Origin of the sequence: Sulfurimonas aquatica, from assembly GCF_017357825.1 — a bacterium.
In the GTDB taxonomy this organism is placed as follows: Bacteria; Campylobacterota; Campylobacteria; order Campylobacterales; family Sulfurimonadaceae; genus Sulfurimonas; species Sulfurimonas aquatica.
Map to the genome: position 1 here is coordinate 1,922,462 of NZ_CP046072.1, position 17,349 is coordinate 1,939,810.

General features: G+C 33.8%; 23 protein-coding genes. All 23 read right to left on the reverse strand.

The window, feature by feature from the left end:
* Positions 1 to 11: 11 nt before the first annotated feature.
* Positions 12 to 404: an ExbD/TolR family protein gene (locus GJV85_RS09105; protein ID WP_207561069.1), complete on the reverse strand. Its 393-nt coding sequence runs from the start codon at positions 402 to 404 to the stop codon at positions 12 to 14.
* A 3-nt stretch (positions 405 to 407) separates the two neighbouring features.
* Positions 408 to 974 carry a MotA/TolQ/ExbB proton channel family protein gene (locus tag GJV85_RS09110; RefSeq protein ID WP_207561070.1) on the reverse strand — a complete coding sequence of 189 codons (567 nt, stop codon included), beginning with the start codon at positions 972 to 974 and terminating at the stop codon, positions 408 to 410.
* Between the two features lie 3 nt (positions 975 to 977).
* Positions 978 to 1,370: an ATP synthase F1 subunit epsilon gene (atpC, locus tag GJV85_RS09115; RefSeq protein WP_207561071.1), complete on the reverse strand. Its 393-nt coding sequence runs from the start codon at positions 1,368 to 1,370 to the stop codon at positions 978 to 980.
* A 25-nt stretch (positions 1,371 to 1,395) separates the two neighbouring features.
* Positions 1,396 to 2,790, reverse strand: a complete 1,395-nt coding sequence (gene atpD / locus GJV85_RS09120; protein ID WP_207561072.1) for a F0F1 ATP synthase subunit beta — start codon at positions 2,788 to 2,790, stop codon at positions 1,396 to 1,398.
* Positions 2,791 to 2,801: 11 nt separating this feature from the next.
* Positions 2,802 to 3,692 (reverse strand): ATP synthase F1 subunit gamma, encoded by an 891-nt coding sequence (gene atpG, locus GJV85_RS09125; RefSeq protein WP_207561073.1) that lies wholly within the window; start codon positions 3,690 to 3,692, stop codon positions 2,802 to 2,804.
* 10 nt (positions 3,693 to 3,702) lie between these two features.
* Positions 3,703 to 5,223, reverse strand: coding sequence for a F0F1 ATP synthase subunit alpha (atpA, locus tag GJV85_RS09130; RefSeq protein ID WP_207561074.1), 1,521 nt, complete (start codon positions 5,221 to 5,223; stop codon positions 3,703 to 3,705).
* Between the two features lie 21 nt (positions 5,224 to 5,244).
* A complete protein-coding gene (locus GJV85_RS09135; RefSeq protein WP_207561075.1) occupies positions 5,245 to 5,778 on the reverse strand; it encodes a F0F1 ATP synthase subunit delta in 534 nt (177 codons plus the stop codon).
* A gap of 1 nt (position 5,779) precedes the next feature.
* Complete coding sequence (locus GJV85_RS09140; protein ID WP_207561076.1) at positions 5,780 to 6,292, reverse strand: F0F1 ATP synthase subunit B; 513 nt, start codon at positions 6,290 to 6,292, stop codon at positions 5,780 to 5,782.
* A gap of 9 nt (positions 6,293 to 6,301) precedes the next feature.
* Positions 6,302 to 6,724 (reverse strand): FoF1 ATP synthase subunit B', encoded by a 423-nt coding sequence (locus GJV85_RS09145; RefSeq protein WP_207561077.1) that lies wholly within the window; start codon positions 6,722 to 6,724, stop codon positions 6,302 to 6,304.
* Between the two features lie 84 nt (positions 6,725 to 6,808).
* Entirely contained in the window at positions 6,809 to 7,651 is an 843-nt protein-coding gene (locus tag GJV85_RS09150; RefSeq protein WP_207561078.1) for a ParB/RepB/Spo0J family partition protein, read from the reverse strand.
* A gap of 38 nt (positions 7,652 to 7,689) precedes the next feature.
* The gene (locus GJV85_RS09155) at positions 7,690 to 8,472 is read right to left on the reverse strand and encodes a ParA family protein (protein ID WP_207561079.1); all 783 of its coding nucleotides are present in this window, start codon (positions 8,470 to 8,472) and stop codon (positions 7,690 to 7,692) included.
* Entirely contained in the window at positions 8,469 to 9,104 is a 636-nt protein-coding gene (locus GJV85_RS09160) for a biotin--[acetyl-CoA-carboxylase] ligase (RefSeq protein ID WP_207561080.1), read from the reverse strand. The genes GJV85_RS09155 and GJV85_RS09160 overlap by 4 nt, the downstream gene beginning before the upstream one ends.
* Positions 9,085 to 9,993 carry a methionyl-tRNA formyltransferase gene (fmt, locus tag GJV85_RS09165; RefSeq protein WP_207561081.1) on the reverse strand — a complete coding sequence of 303 codons (909 nt, stop codon included), beginning with the start codon at positions 9,991 to 9,993 and terminating at the stop codon, positions 9,085 to 9,087. The genes GJV85_RS09160 and fmt overlap by 20 nt, the downstream gene beginning before the upstream one ends.
* 4 nt (positions 9,994 to 9,997) lie before the next feature.
* A complete protein-coding gene (gene proB / locus GJV85_RS09170) occupies positions 9,998 to 10,756 on the reverse strand; it encodes a glutamate 5-kinase (RefSeq protein WP_207561082.1) in 759 nt (252 codons plus the stop codon).
* A 4-nt stretch (positions 10,757 to 10,760) separates the two neighbouring features.
* Positions 10,761 to 11,858, reverse strand: coding sequence for a GTPase ObgE (obgE, locus tag GJV85_RS09175; protein WP_207561083.1), 1,098 nt, complete (start codon positions 11,856 to 11,858; stop codon positions 10,761 to 10,763).
* A gap of 142 nt (positions 11,859 to 12,000) precedes the next feature.
* Positions 12,001 to 12,258 (reverse strand): 50S ribosomal protein L27, encoded by a 258-nt coding sequence (rpmA, locus tag GJV85_RS09180; protein WP_207561084.1) that lies wholly within the window; start codon positions 12,256 to 12,258, stop codon positions 12,001 to 12,003.
* A gap of 25 nt (positions 12,259 to 12,283) precedes the next feature.
* On the reverse strand, positions 12,284 to 12,592 hold the full coding sequence (gene rplU, locus GJV85_RS09185) for a 50S ribosomal protein L21 (protein WP_207561085.1): 309 nt from the start codon (positions 12,590 to 12,592) through the stop codon (positions 12,284 to 12,286).
* Between the two features lie 76 nt (positions 12,593 to 12,668).
* Complete coding sequence (locus tag GJV85_RS09190) at positions 12,669 to 13,049, reverse strand: RidA family protein (protein ID WP_207561086.1); 381 nt, start codon at positions 13,047 to 13,049, stop codon at positions 12,669 to 12,671.
* Entirely contained in the window at positions 13,046 to 13,462 is a 417-nt protein-coding gene (locus tag GJV85_RS09195) for a thioredoxin family protein (RefSeq protein WP_207561087.1), read from the reverse strand. Before GJV85_RS09195 ends, GJV85_RS09190 begins: the two co-directional genes overlap by 4 nt.
* A gap of 216 nt (positions 13,463 to 13,678) precedes the next feature.
* Positions 13,679 to 15,079, reverse strand: a complete 1,401-nt coding sequence (locus tag GJV85_RS09200) for a methyltransferase domain-containing protein (RefSeq protein WP_207561088.1) — start codon at positions 15,077 to 15,079, stop codon at positions 13,679 to 13,681.
* An 11-nt stretch (positions 15,080 to 15,090) separates the two neighbouring features.
* Entirely contained in the window at positions 15,091 to 16,191 is a 1,101-nt protein-coding gene (gene dapE, locus GJV85_RS09205) for a succinyl-diaminopimelate desuccinylase (RefSeq protein ID WP_207561089.1), read from the reverse strand.
* A 22-nt stretch (positions 16,192 to 16,213) separates the two neighbouring features.
* A complete protein-coding gene (locus tag GJV85_RS09210) occupies positions 16,214 to 16,558 on the reverse strand; it encodes a hypothetical protein (RefSeq protein ID WP_207561090.1) in 345 nt (114 codons plus the stop codon).
* The gene (gene trpC, locus GJV85_RS09215; protein WP_207561091.1) at positions 16,558 to 17,349 is read right to left on the reverse strand and encodes an indole-3-glycerol phosphate synthase TrpC; all 792 of its coding nucleotides are present in this window, start codon (positions 17,347 to 17,349) and stop codon (positions 16,558 to 16,560) included. The genes GJV85_RS09210 and trpC overlap by 1 nt, the downstream gene beginning before the upstream one ends.

Below are 17,349 nucleotides of genomic sequence, written 5' to 3' on the forward strand. Positions count from 1 at the left end.
ATTTATTAGAGTTATCCATTTGTTGCGAGTGAAACTTCAGTAAAACCAGCTTGCTTAACAGCTGCTAACACAGACATCACAACTCCATAATCTAAACTTTTATCTGCACTAATTAATACAGTTGCTTTTTTATCTAATTTATTTGCATATAGAAAAAAATTATCCATAAAAGCATTTAGTAAATAGTTATCTTTGTTTATCTTTACATTTTTATTTTTATCAATCGAAATATGAACTGGAGGGATTTTAGAAAGTTGCTTTGTTGTAGAACCTTGAGGTAGTTTTATCTCTTCTTCATATATAATATTAGGTGCAATCACCATTAAAATAGCTAATAAAACTAACATTACATCGACAAGCGGAGTAATATTTAGCTCAGGTTTATCATCCCAATCATATATCATATATTACTTCTTACGAGCTAAGATAGCGTCACTTTGCATTTGAAGAAAACTAATAAGTTCAAATGACTTTCGTTTTAATATCTGATGGTATGTATAAGCGAAGATTGCAACAAAGATACCTGCAGCTGTAGCTATTAGTGCATCTGACACACCGCTAGATATAATGTTCATACTCCCTGATGTTTTACCAATATGAGTAAATGTATCAAGGATTGAGACCACAGTACCAAAAAGACCAATAAAAGGTGTAGTAGATGCAAAGATAGAGAGGATAGAGAGACCTTTAGTTGCCTCTTTAGTTGCAGCAAGCATACCGAGTGCTAAAACTTCTTTTGAAATAACATTACTTGTTCTAATAAAGTTATTTAAAAAAGAGTTTTCATTAACAGTAGAAGCACCCATGAGTAGTGCTTCTAAAGAAGTACTTTCACGAGAGACCCAACTATTAATAGAAAAATAGCGATAGAAAAAAACCCAATTTAATATAATAAAGTAGATTGATAATAGAGCCAAAACACCAATAGTCACAGGATGACTTTTAAGATAAAAATCGACTAAATTATTAATCATAAATTATATTAATCTTTGAGCTGCTGATTCTATTCTAGCAGATACTGTAGCAATAGCAGCACTAGAGTCTGCAATATCACTAATTAGTTTCTTAGCTTCATCAAGAGCTTTTGCAATTTCAGTTTCATCAGCACCACGAATTGGCGCAGCACCTTCAACTAAAACAACAACTTTTCCTTCATCAACATGAACGACACCCCAGTTAATAACTATAGCTTCAACTGATTTGTCTGTTTTTTCAACATCAATAACTCCACCAGTAAGAAGAGTAGTTAATGATGAGTGACCAGCAAGCACACCAAACTCTCCTTCTTCACCAGGAAGAACTACACTAACAGCTTCACCATTAAAGATTTCACCATTAGGTGTTAGGATTTCAAGGTTAAAATTATCCATTATAGTCCTTTAATAGACATAGAGTCTATTTATTTTTCTCGTGTTTAGCGATAGCTTCGTCCATACCACCAACCATATAGAATGAATTCTCAGACATATGATCGTAATCGCCATTGATAATACCTTTGAAACCAGCGATAGTATCTTCAAGCTTAACATATTTACCAGGAGAACCTGTAAACACTTCAGCAACAAAGAATGGCTGAGAAAGGAACTTCTCAATTTTACGAGCACGTTCAACAACATTTTTGTCATCTTCAGAAAGCTCATCCATACCAAGAATCGCGATGATATCTTGAAGATCTTTATACTTTTGAAGAGTTTGCTGAACACCACGAGCAACACCATAATGCTCCTCACCTAAAATTTGTGGATCAAGTAATCTTGAAGTTGAATCTAGTGGATCAACTGCAGGATAGATACCTTTTTCAGCAATTTTACGGTTAAGAACTGTAGTCGCATCTAAGTGAGCAAATACAGAAGCTGGAGCCGGGTCAGTTAAATCATCTGCCGGTACATATACCGCTTGAACTGAAGTAATTGAACCATCTTTAGTAGATGTAATTCTATCTTGAAGAGCACCCATTTCACGAGCTAAAGTTGGTTGGTAACCAACAGCTGAAGGGATACGTCCAAGAAGTGCAGACATCTCTGAACCTGATTGTGCAAAACGGAAAATATTATCAACAAACATTAGTACATCAAGTTTTTTCTCATCACGGAAATACTCAGCCATTGTAAGACCAGTAAGAGCGATACGGTTACGTGCTCCTGGAGGCTCTGACATTTGACCGTAGCACAGTGCAACTTTGTCAAGTACATTTGAATCTTTCATCTCATAGTAAAGGTCATTTCCTTCACGAGTTCTTTCACCAACACCAGCAAATACTGATAAACCATCATGACCATGAGCAACATTATGAATAAGTTCCATGATAATAACAGTTTTACCAACACCAGCACCACCAAATAGTCCAACTTTACCACCCTTAGCATATGGAGCAAGTAAATCAACAACTTTGATACCTGTTTCAAACATTTCAGTAGTAGTAGACTGATCTACTAGTGGTGGTGGAGTACGGTGAATTGACCAAGTTTCAGAGTCAGTAATCTGCTCTCCACCATCAATTGTTTCACCAATAACATTAAAAATACGTCCAAGTACTTTTTCACCAACAGGAACTTTAATTGGAGCACCTGTAGCAGTTGCATCCATACCACGTACTAAACCTTCGCTCATATCCATTGCAATCGTTCTAACACGACCATCACCTAAGTGAGCAGCAACTTCAAGTACTAAACGGTGTTCATTACCTTCTAAACTTACTTTAACTTCAATTGCTTCGTTAATTACTGGAAGGTAACCATCGAAATCAACATCAACAACCGGGCCCATTACCTGGCTAATTTTTCCAATCATATTATTCTCCATTATTTCATAGACTCCACACCACTTATTATCTCAATAAGCTCTGTAGTAATAGCAGCTTGACGTGCTTTATTAAATTTCACATTTAGTGATTTAACCATATCTTTAGCGTTATTAGTAGCAGTATCCATAGCTTGCATACGAGCAGAATGCTCAGCTGCAACTGAATCAATCAGTGCATAATACATGTTATATTCAACATATTTACTAACTAAAGCATCAAGCATATCTTCTTCTTTTTCTGCCTCAACTTCTAACATCGAACTCTGTTCAATCTTGTCACAATTAAAACTATTAGTATCAACAGGCAGTACAGTATTGACATGTAACTCTTGAGTTATCATGTTTTTATAGCCGTTGTAAACTAAGTGAAGACCATCAATCTTTCCATCTTTATAATCTTCTATAGAAGTTTTAATAAACTCATCAGATCTTGTTTTGTCAGGTTTAGAACTCAATGCAACAACTGTATCAAATAGTTCAATTTCATTATATTTAAAAAATTCTATACCTTTTTTACCGATTCCACGTAAACGTACTTTGACATTTTTTTCTTTATACTCTTTTAAAAGTTTTTTAACGGCTTTAATAGTTTGAATATTAAAACCACCACATAAACCTTTGTCAGCAGTAACAAAAATAATATCTACAACTTGTGGATTTTCAATCTTGTTAAAACAACGATTTTCAATTCCACCTATCTTACTACACTCAATACGTCCAGCTATTTCGGCAATTACCTGATTCATTTTTTGAGCATAAAGACGAGAGCGTTTAGCAAGCTCTTCTGCACGACGAAGTTTTGCAGTAGATACAAGCTTCATTGCACGTGTCGTCTTTTGAGTATTAGAAACACTCTTTATCTGTCTTTGAATATCTTTCAAGTTTGCCATTAAGTAATCCTTATGATTCTACAACAAAGCTAGCTTTAAACTCTTCAAGTGCTTTCATCAATAGTGCTTTAGTATCATCATCAACTTTAGAAGTACTTCTGATGTTTTCAAAAATCTGAGGATAAGAAGCTTCTAAGAATGGATACATTTCAGCTTCAAAACGAACTACATTTGATGGATCGAAATCATCTAAGAAACCTTCATTACCAGCAAAAATAATTACAACTTGCTTTTCAGCAGAAAGTGGTGAGAATGGTCCTTGTTTAAGAACTTCTACCATTCTTTGCCCACGCTCAAGTTGATTACGAGAAACTTCATCAAGATCAGATGCAAATTGAGCAAATGCTTGAAGTTCACGGTATTGAGCAAGATCAAGTCTTAATGTACCAGCAACTTGCTTAGTAGCTTTAATCTGAGCAGCACCACCAACACGAGAAACTGAAAGACCAACATTAATCGCTGGACGAACACCAGAATTAAATAGATCTGTTTCAAGGAAAATTTGTCCATCAGTAATTGAAATAACATTTGTTGGAATGTATGCAGCAACATCACCCGCTTGAGTTTCAATAATTGGAAGGGCTGTAAGTGAACCAGCTCCATTTTCATCTGACATTTTAGCAGCACGCTCAAGTAAACGAGAGTGTACATAGAAAACATCACCTGGATATGCTTCACGACCCGGAGGACGACGAAGGATTAGTGACATTTCACGGTATGCAACTGCATGCTTAGATAAATCATCATATACAATAAGACCATGTCTAGCATTATCACGGAAGTACTCACCCATAGTAACACCAGTATATGGAGCTAAAAATTGAAGTGCAGCAGCTTCAGCAGCAGTAGCAGATACAATAATAGTATATTCAAGAGCACCATGTTCTTCTAAACGACGAACAATTTGTGCTATCGTTGATTCTTTTTGACCGATAGCAACATAAATACAAACAACACCATTACCTTTTTGGTTAATGATAGCATCTAATGCAACCGTTGTTTTACCAGTCTGTCTGTCACCAATAATAAGCTCACGTTGACCACGGCCGATTGGAACTAGAGCATCAATTGCTTTAATACCAGTAGCTAAAGGCTCATGCACTGATTTACGGTCCATGATTCCAGGAGCTTTTTCTTCTACGAAACGAGTTTCAGTAGTCTCAATTGGACCTTTACCATCTATTGGTTCACCAAGTGCATTTACAACACGACCAAGTAGTGCATCGCCAACTGGAACACGTAAAAGTCTTCCAAGACGCTTAACACTCATACCTTCACGAAGTTCAGTACCAGCACCAAGTATAACAACACCTACTTTGCTCTCTTCAAGGTTCATTACAAGACCTTGAGTACCATCTTCGAACTCTACCATTTCACCAGCCATAACATTGCTAAGTCCGTAAACTTGTGCAACACCATCAGCATATGAAACAATTTTACCTGTTTCATTTATATCAACACTTAGTTCAAAGTTGTCAATACGTTCTTTAATTATTGAACTGATTTCATCAGCTTGTATTTTTGCTACCACTATTGTTCTCCTCTTATGAAGTTAAATTGCTTTAATTATATGATCTATAATTTGACTATCTATTCTATCTTTAGAAAAATTAATTTCAATTCCAAGACCTTCTACTTCTACTTTTATACCATTAAAGTCATTTTTCTTAAATGCTAAAGATATAGTAGAATCGAATTTCTTGCTTAAACCACTACTAAGTTCATCCAAAACTTTCGTTTCAATGTCACTATCACTATAGATAATACCACTGTAAACTTTCGTTGAGTTAGCTATATCTTTTTGTAATTCTTTTGCTATTGCAGGAATTATATTAATACGCTTATTTTCTACAAGTAGTTTAATAAAATTATTCACTTTATCAGATTGTGCAGATTTAACCGCTTCTAATAATATTTCAGATTTATCTTTACGACTAACATGTGGGTTAACAATAACGCTAACAAACTTGTCATTAGAAAATGAATCTGATAAACAGGAAAATATATCTGATATGTTTTGCATTGATGCTAAGTCAGAATCATTTTTTAAAGCTTTTATATATCTTTTTGCTATTAATTCTTCCATACTATGCCACCTTCTTCAAAATAACATTTGCCATAGATTCTCTATCAAAACTCTCAGAACTCTGGTCTAATGTTTCTTGAAGAATACCTTCTACAACACTACGAACCATTTTTCTTTGTTCAAACTCTTTTGATGATGAACTCTGCTTAATCAATATTTCTAAATCAAGACTACATTGAGTCATTATTTTATCATTTATGATTTTATTCTCTTTTTTAGAAGTTACAGCTAACTCTTCAGCAAACTTTTCTGCATCAGAAATTTTAGCTAGTGCTTCTTTTTTTAGAGCAACAGACTCATCAAGCTTATCTTGAACTTTTTTCAACTCATCAGCGATACTCTCACTTCTTGAAGAAAAATAGCTCTTGATTGGCTCTCCTACTAGATACCAAACAAGCCCAGCAAAAAGTAAAAAGTTCACAGTTCTTTGAACTATATCTGTTTCTCCATGCTCAGCTGTAGATGCTAATGCATAAGTTGATATCATTAGTATTAGTACTAAAATTCTACTCACATTACATCCTTAAATTTGATTAAATTTAGCTTTTACAGCTTCTTTAAATACTGGAACTTGTGACATTAAGTCATTAGTCAACTCATTTTTAGCATCTGAAAGAGATTTTTCAAACTCTAAATATTCATGTGCAAGCTCAGCACGTTTTGCTTCTAACTTACTTTCTGCTAATTCCTTAGCATCCATGATAACTTTTTCTCTTAGGGCCGCAGCTTCTAGTTTAGCATTCATAACAATTGATTCAGCTTTTGCATTAAGCGTGTTGATTTCTTCATCATTCGAGCCCAGTTTTTCTAGGTCTCTTTTAATGTCACCATCACGTTTATTCATAAAGTTAAATAAAGGATTATAAAGCCAACTATTTAGAACGGCTATAAGCGAAACAAATACAACAAATGTAGCCAAGAGTAGTATTGGATTTATATCTAACATAGCACCTCCTAAAAGTTGCGAGATTATACTATGATAAAATTGAAAGGATAGTTAAATGCGGAATAAAATTTAAAATTTATAAATCTAATCTCTAATTCGTGAAATAAATTCCATTATTTCGTCTTGAGAATTAAACTCTAGTGTGATGCTTTTCTTAGAAGTTTTAATATTTATACCTAAATCATCAAATTTTTTATTTAATGACGTAAAGTCAAAGAGTGGTTCTTGCGTTGATTTTTTGATTGGAGTAGATTCACTTTTAATTTTTTTGATCATCCCCTCAACTTCTCTAACACTGAGTTTTTGACCTACAATAGAGTTAACCATTAATTGCTGTTCTTTTTCATCAAGTCCAACTAACACTTTAGCATGTCCTGCACTGATTTTTTTCTCTAAGAGAGCTTTTTGAGTTTTAACTGAGAGTTGCAAGAGTCTTAATGTGTTTGTTATGTGCGTTCTACTTTTATGAATCATGTGAGCTAACTCATCATGTGTCATATCATGTAACTTAAGAAGCTCGCCATATGCTTCTGCTAACTCTACAGAATTCAACTCTTCTCGTTGAATATTTTCAATAAGTGCAAATTGACGCATCTTCTGTTCATCAGAGTTTAATACTATTGCACGAATTACTTTTAATTTAGCAAGTTTTGAAGCACGAAATCTTCTCTCTCCAGCGATTAAAACATATCCATCTATATCTTCAGTTACTACTATAGGTTGAATTAGTCCATCATTTTTAATAGATTCTGAGAGTTCATGTAAAGACTCTTCGTTAAAAGTTTTTCTTGGCTGAAATGGATTTGGTCTAATATCTTTAATAGATATTTCTAAAATCTCATCACGAGAGGAGCCCTCATTTTCATAAGCTTCATCCATTTCACCTAAAAGAGCGTCTAACCCTCTACCTAACTTTTGACTTTTCACAAATAACTCTCCCTTAGAACTATAAGAAATCTATAATTTTAATTAATAATAGCATGCGCTAAACTTTGATATGAAATGGCACCACTTGATTTTACATCATAAAGAATTACAGGCTTACCAAATGATGGAGACTCTGCAAGTTTCACATTTCTAGGAACAACAATGTACTTTCCCTTTTCATCTTTAAAAAGTTTAGCGTGAAAATGTTGACGAAGATCAGCGAATACTTGTTTAGAAAGATTATTTTGTGAACTAAACATGGTTGGTAAAAAACCTTTAATAGCCAACTTAGGATTAATAGACTTTCTCACAAGTTTTACTGTATTTAAAAGTTGTGCTAAACCTTCTAGTGCAAAAAATTCACACTGAATAGGAATAATAACAGAGTTTGAAGCTGAAAGAGCGTTAATAGTCATAGGACCTAATGCTGGTGGCGAGTCTATTATAATATAGTCATAATCTTTTTTAACATTAGCAATTGCTTTTTTAAGAACTAATTCTCTACCCTTCGCTTTGTCTGCGTCATAATACTCTTTCTCAATTCCTACGAGACCAATATTAGATGGAGCGAGGTGAAGAGTTGGTAAATCTGACTTTAAAATTATATCTTTTAACTTTTTAGTTCCAATTAGTACATGGTAGATATTAAACTCATAGTCATTTCTATGGAAGCCAAGAGATGTTGTTGCGTTAGCCTGTGGATCAGAATCTATTAAGAGTACCTTTTTTTCTGCTACGGCTAAGGATGCAGCAAGATTTACAGCAGTAGTTGTCTTACCTACTCCACCCTTTTGATTTGCAATTACTATTACTTCACTCATCTTAAACTATATACCTTTTCGCCATTTATGTTCAGACTTCCGTCGTCTTGTAAACTTGCTTCACTTAATGATATTCTCAAACCATTTACATGTGTAAAATACTTTCTATTTCTGTAAAATTGTAGCTCATACTTACTAAAAACTTGCTTCCATAATTGTTTTTTTTCTAAATTCTGAAAATACTCTTCAAGCAATTTATTTTTATCAATTTCTATATCAAGTTTTGAGAAGCCATCTGGTTTATTTATTATATTTAAACCAACGCCACAGATGATTATGTCATTTACTACATTAGTAATCATTCCGCCAATTTTCTTATCATCAATATAAAAATCATTAGGCCACTTTAACCAAACATTAGATCCAAACTTTTCTAACGTCTCTTTTAAAATATAAGAAAAATATATAGAAGCCGATTCAAGTTTTAAATCTTTTGCTAGCTCATCTATGCTAATAGCAAAAGATAAAAACAGATTACCCTCTTGAGAAGACCAGCTATTATCTCTGCTTCCTATACCAGCTGTTTGCATCTCTGCGACTACAGCAATTGGCAATGAACTATTTCTCTCTTTGAGTAACTCTTTGAGATATGTTTGAGTTGAAGGAAGGGTCTTAAAGAAAAGTGTCTTCAAGAGCTAGTCTTTTCCCATTGATATATGAATGAATATCCATCTCTTTTTTTGACTGAGGTTGGACTGTATATATCTTTATACTTCCTTTCTCGCAGGCCACTACAATATTGTCCTTATTAATCTCTAATATTGTACCAGCTTTATGAATTGCACACTTATCTTCGAGTTGTATTTTTTTTAACTTAAGTCCATTCTTTAAATATATACCGGGCCAAGGAGTAAATGCGCGGTATTTGTTATAAATTTCATGTGCGTCGCTAAACGTAACTTCACCATCTTGTTTAGTGATTTTTTTACAGTGCGTTGACTCATCATCATTCTGTTTTACTGGAGTGTACTTTGTAAAGTTTTCAAGTACGTCTATAGTTAAATTTACTGCTACTTCCGTTAATCTATCAAAAAGTGTCTCAACCATCATATCTTTTGGTACGTCTACTCTATCTATTTTTAAGATATCACCTGTATCTAATCCCTCTTCCATAAGCATTGCAGTCACGCCAGTACTTTTATCATCGTTAAGTAGCGTCTGCTGTATAGGACTGGCACCTCGGTATTGAGGAAGTATGGATGCATGAAGATTTATACAAGGGGCATGATCTAAAATTTCCCGAGGGAGTATTTGCCCATAAGCTGCTACAACTATATAGTCACACTCTATTCTTAGAAGTTGCGCCACTGTATCTTCATCACGAAGTCTCGTTGGCTGATAAACTTTAATAGAGTTTTGTTCTGCTAAAACTTTAACGGTAGGTGGCGTCATAACTTTTTTACGACCTACTGGTTTATCAGGTTGAGTATAAACGCCAACTATATTTATATTTGACTCATCTATTAGTCTTTTTAAAATTTTTTCTGCATAATCAGGCGTACCCATAAAAATTACATTCATTTCTTTAAGCCTTTGTAAAAAGTGTTCCACCATTATGAGTGGCATTGAGCGCAAATGATCTTACGTCACCCAAATCAAAACCACTTGCTAAAAACATTTGTTTATCGTGTGCAAGAAGATAATTTGCTGCTTTTAGCTTTGTAACAATTCCCCCTGTTGCAAAAACGTCATTTGGAGTGGCATCCTTACTTAACTCTTCATCTGAAATTTTATTAACAATCTTTAATGCTTTTGCTGATTCATTTGTACGCGGGTCATGATCATAATAAGCGTCAATATCTGAAAGAATAATCAGTAAGTCAGAATCTGTTTGCTGCGTTACAAATGCAGATAGCTGATCATTATCCCCAACTTCCAACTCTTCAGTTGAAGTTGCGTCATTCTCATTTACTATGGGAACAACGCCATTTACAAGTAAAGTATCAATTGTGTTTTTTATACGTGCGGTATCATCTGATTTATTTAAATTAGCGGCAGTTACTAAAACTTGAGAGCATAATATATTATACTTTGAAAACTTATGGGTATATTTACTCATCAGAACAGGTTGTCCTAATGAAGCTAAGGCTTGCTTATTCTGGAGGACTGACCTATCAAGGTTCAAGAGCGTATAACCAGCGGAAACTGCTCCCGAAGAGACAAGTATTACATCATTCTCTTTTTTCAAGTCAGCCAAAAAGTCTACTAAAGCTTGCATTCGCTCAAGTGCAATAGCGCCATTTTGAGTTAAAACCGCACTTCCAACTTTAACTACTATTCTCATTTTATTATCTGTCTGTTTGAACTAGGTTAAAAAGTGCATGCTTAAGAGCGTCTATATTTTTATGAGTAGCAGAAGATATAGGAGCGATTAAATATGGTTTTGTTCTATCAAAACCTAATTCATCCGATGCGCTCTCTTGAATATAAAAAGGTATATTTGAATCAAAGTTAAATTCATTATCATATGTAACTTTCAAACCAAGCATTTCAATAAAATCATTTACAAGCGTGTTAAGTTCTTCAGGAGCAATAACGTCAGAGCGAGTAAGTGCTATGGCAAACTTAGACTCGCCAAGTATTTCAGAAAATGAAGCAATCTCATCTTTAAGAACTTCTATCTGCTCTTTAAGATCTCTATAGTTTCCTAAATCAACCATATAAAGAAGAATCTTTGTACGCTCAATATGACGTAAAAACTGAATTCCTAAACCTTTACCCTCATGTGCCCCACCAATAATACCAGGAATATCAGCCATAACAAATGATTCATAATCACCTATATTAACTTGACCAAGCTTTGGTGTTAGAGTAGTAAATTCATAGTTAGCTATCTCAGGCCTTGCATTAGATACAGTAGAGATAAGCGTTGATTTTCCAACATTTGGAAATCCAACAAGTCCGATATCAGCAATTAGTTTTAGGTCAAGTTTTATAGCTCGAGTTTCACCTTTTTCACCAGGTTGTGCATAAGTAGGTCTTTGATTTGTTGGTGATTTGAAGTGAGTATTTCCAAGCCCACCTTTTCCACCTTCTAGGAATTTCTCTATTTGTCCATCTGTGGTCATATCAAAAAGTATGTCACCTGTTTCTTGATCTATAATTTGTGTTCCAGGAGGAACAATTATAACTTTTTTTGAACCTGACTTTCCACTACAGTTAGAACCCTCGCCAGGTTTTCCACCATCTGCTTTAATATGCATTTTTCTTTGAAAATGAGAAAGTGTGTGAGTGTTGTTATCACATTTAAAATAGATATCACCACCTTTTCCCCCATCACCACCATTTGGTCCACCATTGAGAACAAACTTTTCACGACGGAATGCTACACAGCCTTGTCCACCTTTACCCGAGCTTACTGTTAATTCGACACTGTCTGTGAACATTTTATTTCCTTGATGTTAAATACTTAAAAAGTAACTGTTATCTATAAAGAGTAAATTATTAAATATTTTTGTTAATTTGGAATTTGACAATTCCGAGTGAAAGAATAAATAAATGAGCACAAAGGCTCAAATATTTGTAGAATTATGCAGCAGGTATTACTGAAACTTGTTGACGTTTTTTGTCTTTTCTTTCGAAAGTAACAACGCCTTCAATTAGAGCAAATAAAGTATGATCTTTTCCCATTCCTACATTATTACCTGGGTGAACTTTAGTTCCACGTTGACGGATGATGATATTACCAGGAATAACAACCTCTCCACCATATTTCTTTACACCAAGTCTTCTACCAGCTGAGTCACGATTATTCTGCGTACTACCTTGACCTTTCTTATGTGCCATAATATTCTCCTTGAGTTAGTTTAGCTTATGCAGCTATTTTCGTGATTTTAACACGAGTGAAGTCTCTTCTGAAACCACGTTTAACTTTACTGTCTTTACGACGACGTTTCTTAAAAGTAATAACTTTTCTGTCACGCCCTTCTCTCATAACTTCAGCAGTTACAATAGCACCTTCAACAAAAGGAGCTCCAAACTTAAGTTCACCAGCGTTAACTGCTAAAACTTCTTTGATTTCTATAGTAGTACCAGCTTCAAGAGACATTTTATCAAGTGATAATTCATCACCCTCTGTCACTTTATACTGCTTACCACCATTTTTAATTATTGCGTACATCTACGGTCCTTAAATATGTATGTATTTCTACAAAAAGTTCGGAATTATACCTAAATAAGCTTTAAGTTTTATTTAATTACTTCACTAAAGCGATAGCGTCTATTTCTACTAGCGCATTCTTTGGCAATGTTTTTACGGCAACTGTTGCACGAGCTGGTTTATGAGTACCAAATGCTTCTTCATAAATCCCATTAACAACACTAAAGTCATCCATGCTAGCTAAAAATATTGTAGTTTTCACTACACTATCTAGTGAGCTACCTGCTTCAACAAGTACAGCCTCTAGGTTTTTCATAACAAGTGTTGTCTGTTCCACTACACCTTGAGAGAGTACTGCATCACTGCCTTCTGGCGTTAAAGCAATTTGACCTGACGTATATACCATTCCATTAGCCACTACTGCTTGTGAGTATGGTCCTATAGCCGACGGTGCCTTATCTGTTTGTACAAATTTCATTTTTTGTCTCCTTCTTTATTTAATTCATTCTTTTCTATAGCGTTATCCATAAAACCATCAAAACATGGTATTCCTCGGTGGCCTAAAGAGCTATAGAGTATCTCTCCATCAGAGTCAGTGAAATAGTGGCGAGGCACCGGTGCTGTCTCAAACTGTTTTGGAACTGGATCCCACTCACGAGAAATATGTATTGAGATAAACTCTTTAGCAAGTCTCTCTTTTATATACTCATCTTGAAGTGTTGTATCTTCAAACTTTCTACACCATCCACAAGAGTCAGACGTTATAAAAATATAAACTAGTTTATTTTGTTTTTTAGCCTCTTTCAAAGCTACTTTATAGTCACTTGGCCAGTCTATATTTGCTCCAAAAAGTGATATACTCAAAACAGCTATTGCGATAAAATATTTCATTTATTTCACTCACTTATTAATTTTTTTAAATGTATTTATAAAGCTGTACCTCAAAGCACATTCTACTTTTACTTTAAAGTAGCTTCTGTAATAAAGAAAAGCCTTTTACTTATTATTACGAGATTAATACTGTTAAACATATTTCAAATTTATATTAACTCATATAGATATATAAAAATAGATTTTAAAATATTAATACCAATATATTCTAGCAAATTATATATTAAAATCTTTATATGCTATAGCCAATATCGCTGCTGAGAAAGAGTACACATCACTAGAATCCTCAAATCTTTCCTTTTGCTCAATCATAATATTATTAATCTTTTCAGCAGTTTTTATATCTCCCGGTAGTTTTGTTTCTGAAGCAAGTTTATCAATTTCTTGATTTCTATATCCATAGTAATGACTAAAATAGTGCTCTCTACCATCCCCTGTTAGATTTGATGTATCATCAATAAAATATTTCAGATCTATTTTACTAGGTTTATCTTCAAATCTTTTCATAAATGTGTATAGTTTTCTACCGTGTTTTCTATCAGAACTACCTTTAATTTTATCTGTTGTAGTTAATAAATAATTTAAATTATCATTTTCTGGAAAATTAACTTTTAACCCATCATCAGGACTACGAACAAACATTACTCCATTACCAGATAATTTCTTCCATAAATTATTCATTACTACATCACTAAGTTTAAGATGATGCATAACATACACTGAAAATATTAAATCATAATCCGTATCCAATAAACTTTCTGCTTCAATTATATTTAATTCTTGAAATGTAAAATTTGTTTTATCTTTATTATTTTCAATAGCTCTTGAAATTTGTTTTGAGGATATATCTATTCCTAAGACATTGATATTTTCATAGCCTTCGAACCTTGATACAGTAACTGTACCATCAGCACATCCAACATCAAGTATCTTAATCGGTTGATCACCTTTTTTTTCTCTTAAATATTTCATAACACTATCAAGATGTTCTTTATCAAACTTTAGTGTAGCTTGAGATTGTAATCGTAACCGTTCCTTATCTTTTGTTGGATCATAACTGGAGCTTTCTGTATATGTTTCTTGTATTTTTCTTTTAGAATATATTTCCTCTGCTGTCGCTCCTCCTTCAAGCATTGGTCTAAATTTTGTAAGTTCTTGTCTAATAATTTCAGATAAATCTTGCTGTGAACTAAACTCACCTGTTAAAAACCCATTCCAAGCATTGTTTTCCTTCCATTTTTGTAATTCGATATATTCTTGAGTATCGTTAGAACTTTCATTACTAAATAAAATACACACAGGCTTTCCTGCTTTTTGGAATCTATCTATTTCCTCCAATGTTGCTGACATAAATCCACCAGTAGGTGTACCTAACCTATTTTTAAATATAGCTATCATAAGGTCTGACTTATCAACTAACTCTTCGTTAATTATATCTTGTCCTCTGCCCACATTACGTTTTGCATGTGACTCCCATAATATAGCTTCGTATCTGAAATCTGTTTCATAATGCTCAGCATTCCAATTATTAACTACTGATTTTACTAATTCTCTTTCATTTTTTGCATCAGATGGTGAGGCAATAAATACTCCAAATATTTTTACTTCTTTTGGCATATTAATCCTTATTAAAAGTCTTCAATTAAGTTTGAAAAGACTTTAGTTAAATTTTCAACTTCATTTATAGATGTTCGTTCATTAATACTATGTATTTTGTCATTTATAACACCAAATTCAATTGTATCACTACCATATCGACTAAAAAACCTAGCATCACTAGTCCCCCCTGCAGTACTATATTGTGGTCGAATATTAACAGTCTTATAGATTGAATCATTTATTTTTTTTACCATTTTCGAACTTGCACTTGTTATGAATGGGTACGAACTTTGTGTCATCCTAAATGTGTAATCAATATTCTTAAATTCAGAGTCAATAAAGTCCTTAATAGATTCTTGGTTCGTCTTTGTAGAATTACGTACATTAAACATCAAGTTTAATTTATCCGGAGTTAAATTTGTAACTTGCAAACCTGCTCTAATATCTGTAATAGTTAAAACTGACGGGGAAAAAGACTCATCACCATTATCAAAACGGTGAGATGCTATATTAGGTAAAATAGTAGATATCAAATGAATAGGGTTAACTGCTCTTTCAGGATATGCTGCATGTCCCTGTATACCCTGAAGCGTTAAATAACCATTTATACTACCTCTTCTGCCAATTTTAATTGAATCCCCAAAAACTTTTTCACAAGTCGGTTCTGCAATAACTGCATAATCTGGTAAAAAATTTCTTTTCTTCAAATCTTCTAATGCTATTACAGTACCATGAATGCCATCACCTTCTTCATCAGATGTCAACAAGATAGATAAGGTTCCATCAAAATATTCAGTATGTTTGCATGCATATAAAAAAGCAGCTACTCCACTTTTCATATCCTGAGCACCTCTGGCAAAAATTTGCCCATCTTTTTCTAGAGGTTCAAAAGGATCAGTATCCCAATTACTGCCTGCCGGAACAACATCAATATGCCCTCCAAAACATAAATGTTGGTTCTTATTATTAAACTTTTTATAATAAAACCTATTTTTCACATCTTCGTAATCTGATACTATACATTCCCACTCATTACCTAAGTACTCATCTATAAATTCAAATGTACCTGCATCATCTGGAGTAATTGATTTAAATTGTAATAATTTTTTAAAAAGTTCTATTATTGTCATTGCTTATCCTTTTTGTTAAAAGCTACTTTCCTGGGCTATCATAAAATATATATGATGTTGAATAGTTACTTATTTCAAAGTATATTTTTTTCTCACCAGCGTCTACTTTATAGTTTTGATTTGCGTCTAAGTATCCGTATCCATATCTATAGTTTCGCGCAGTCGCTCCGTCTGTTGAGAGTGCTGTTGAGAGTTTATCTATTTTGATATAACGCTGTACCAGCTTCTCTCCCATGTAAATATCTAAAATACCATTAGTTCCCGTCCAGTTTTGTATAGAACGTCCTATCTTATTTTGCGTCTCTTGAGTACAAGCTGTAAAAAGTAAAGTAAACGCTACCGTAGCTATTAATAGTAATTTTTTCATTATAGAGCTCCATTTTTCAATATTCTTAATGCCTCTTCTTCGTTGTCTGTTCTCATAAGAGATTCACCAACTAAGAATGCGTCAACGCCAGCTTTACTTAAGTCTTCAAGCTGTCCATGCTCATATATACCACTCTCCGCAACAATAATTTTTCCATTTGGTATAAGAGGTATAAGTTCATAACAGAGATTCATATTCATCTCAAACGTTTGTAAATTCCTATGGTTGATACCGATAATGTCACTACCCGCATAGATAGCTTTTACTAAGTCTTGCTTGTCATGAACTTCAACGAGTGCTTCCATCCCTAAGTGTCTTGTGTATGCAAGTAGATCTTTTAACTCTTTTTTACTCAAAGCGGCTGCTATTAAAAGAATAAAGTCAGCCCCATGGACCATTGCTTCTAAAATTTGGTACTGAGACACTATAAAGTCTTTTCTTAAAAGTGGAATCCCTACATAACGACGGATACCACCTAAGTAATCAAGAGAACCTTGAAAAAAGTGAGGTTCCGTAAGTACAGATATAGCGCTTGCTCCTCCTCTCTCATATGCTTGAGCAATGGCTATGGGATCAAAGTCCTCACGAATCACTCCCTTGGATGGAGAGGCTTTTTTAACCTCAGAGATAATTCTATATGGGTCTTCCTCTGTTGCTTTTAAGTAAGGAATAACATCACGAGGAGCTCTAGCGTTAAATGCGAGTGAACGCCCTAACCAATCTAATGTGAACTCTTTTTCACGTTTAGCTAAATCTTCTTTTGTTTTTTTTATTATGTCATCTAAAATCAT

Coding starts and splice junctions, on each gene's coding strand:
- GJV85_RS09110 (WP_207561070.1), bottom strand. CDS start 974: ATGATTAATAATTTAGTCGATTTTTATCTTAAAAGTCATCCTGTGACT.
- atpD (WP_207561072.1), bottom strand. CDS start 2,790: ATGATTGGAAAAATTAGCCAGGTAATGGGCCCGGTTGTTGATGTTGAT.
- dapE (WP_207561089.1), bottom strand. CDS start 16,191: ATGACAATAATAGAACTTTTTAAAAAATTATTACAATTTAAATCAATT.
- proB (WP_207561082.1), bottom strand. CDS start 10,756: ATGAGAATAGTAGTTAAAGTTGGAAGTGCGGTTTTAACTCAAAATGGC.
- GJV85_RS09105 (WP_207561069.1), bottom strand. CDS start 404: ATGATATATGATTGGGATGATAAACCTGAGCTAAATATTACTCCGCTT.
- GJV85_RS09200 (WP_207561088.1), bottom strand. CDS start 15,079: ATGCCAAAAGAAGTAAAAATATTTGGAGTATTTATTGCCTCACCATCT.
- obgE (WP_207561083.1), bottom strand. CDS start 11,858: ATGTTCACAGACAGTGTCGAATTAACAGTAAGCTCGGGTAAAGGTGGA.
- GJV85_RS09190 (WP_207561086.1), bottom strand. CDS start 13,049: ATGAAATTTGTACAAACAGATAAGGCACCGTCGGCTATAGGACCATAC.
- fmt (WP_207561081.1), bottom strand. CDS start 9,993: ATGAATGTAATTTTTATGGGTACGCCTGATTATGCAGAAAAAATTTTA.
- atpC (WP_207561071.1), bottom strand. CDS start 1,370: ATGGATAATTTTAACCTTGAAATCCTAACACCTAATGGTGAAATCTTT.
- GJV85_RS09135 (WP_207561075.1), bottom strand. CDS start 5,778: ATGGAAGAATTAATAGCAAAAAGATATATAAAAGCTTTAAAAAATGAT.
- GJV85_RS09195 (WP_207561087.1), bottom strand. CDS start 13,462: ATGAAATATTTTATCGCAATAGCTGTTTTGAGTATATCACTTTTTGGA.
- rpmA (WP_207561084.1), bottom strand. CDS start 12,258: ATGGCACATAAGAAAGGTCAAGGTAGTACGCAGAATAATCGTGACTCA.
- GJV85_RS09210 (WP_207561090.1), bottom strand. CDS start 16,558: ATGAAAAAATTACTATTAATAGCTACGGTAGCGTTTACTTTACTTTTT.
- trpC (WP_207561091.1), bottom strand. CDS start 17,349: ATGATTTTAGATGACATAATAAAAAAAACAAAAGAAGATTTAGCTAAA.
- GJV85_RS09145 (WP_207561077.1), bottom strand. CDS start 6,724: ATGTTAGATATAAATCCAATACTACTCTTGGCTACATTTGTTGTATTT.
- rplU (WP_207561085.1), bottom strand. CDS start 12,592: ATGTACGCAATAATTAAAAATGGTGGTAAGCAGTATAAAGTGACAGAG.
- atpG (WP_207561073.1), bottom strand. CDS start 3,692: ATGGCAAACTTGAAAGATATTCAAAGACAGATAAAGAGTGTTTCTAAT.
- GJV85_RS09155 (WP_207561079.1), bottom strand. CDS start 8,472: ATGAGTGAAGTAATAGTAATTGCAAATCAAAAGGGTGGAGTAGGTAAG.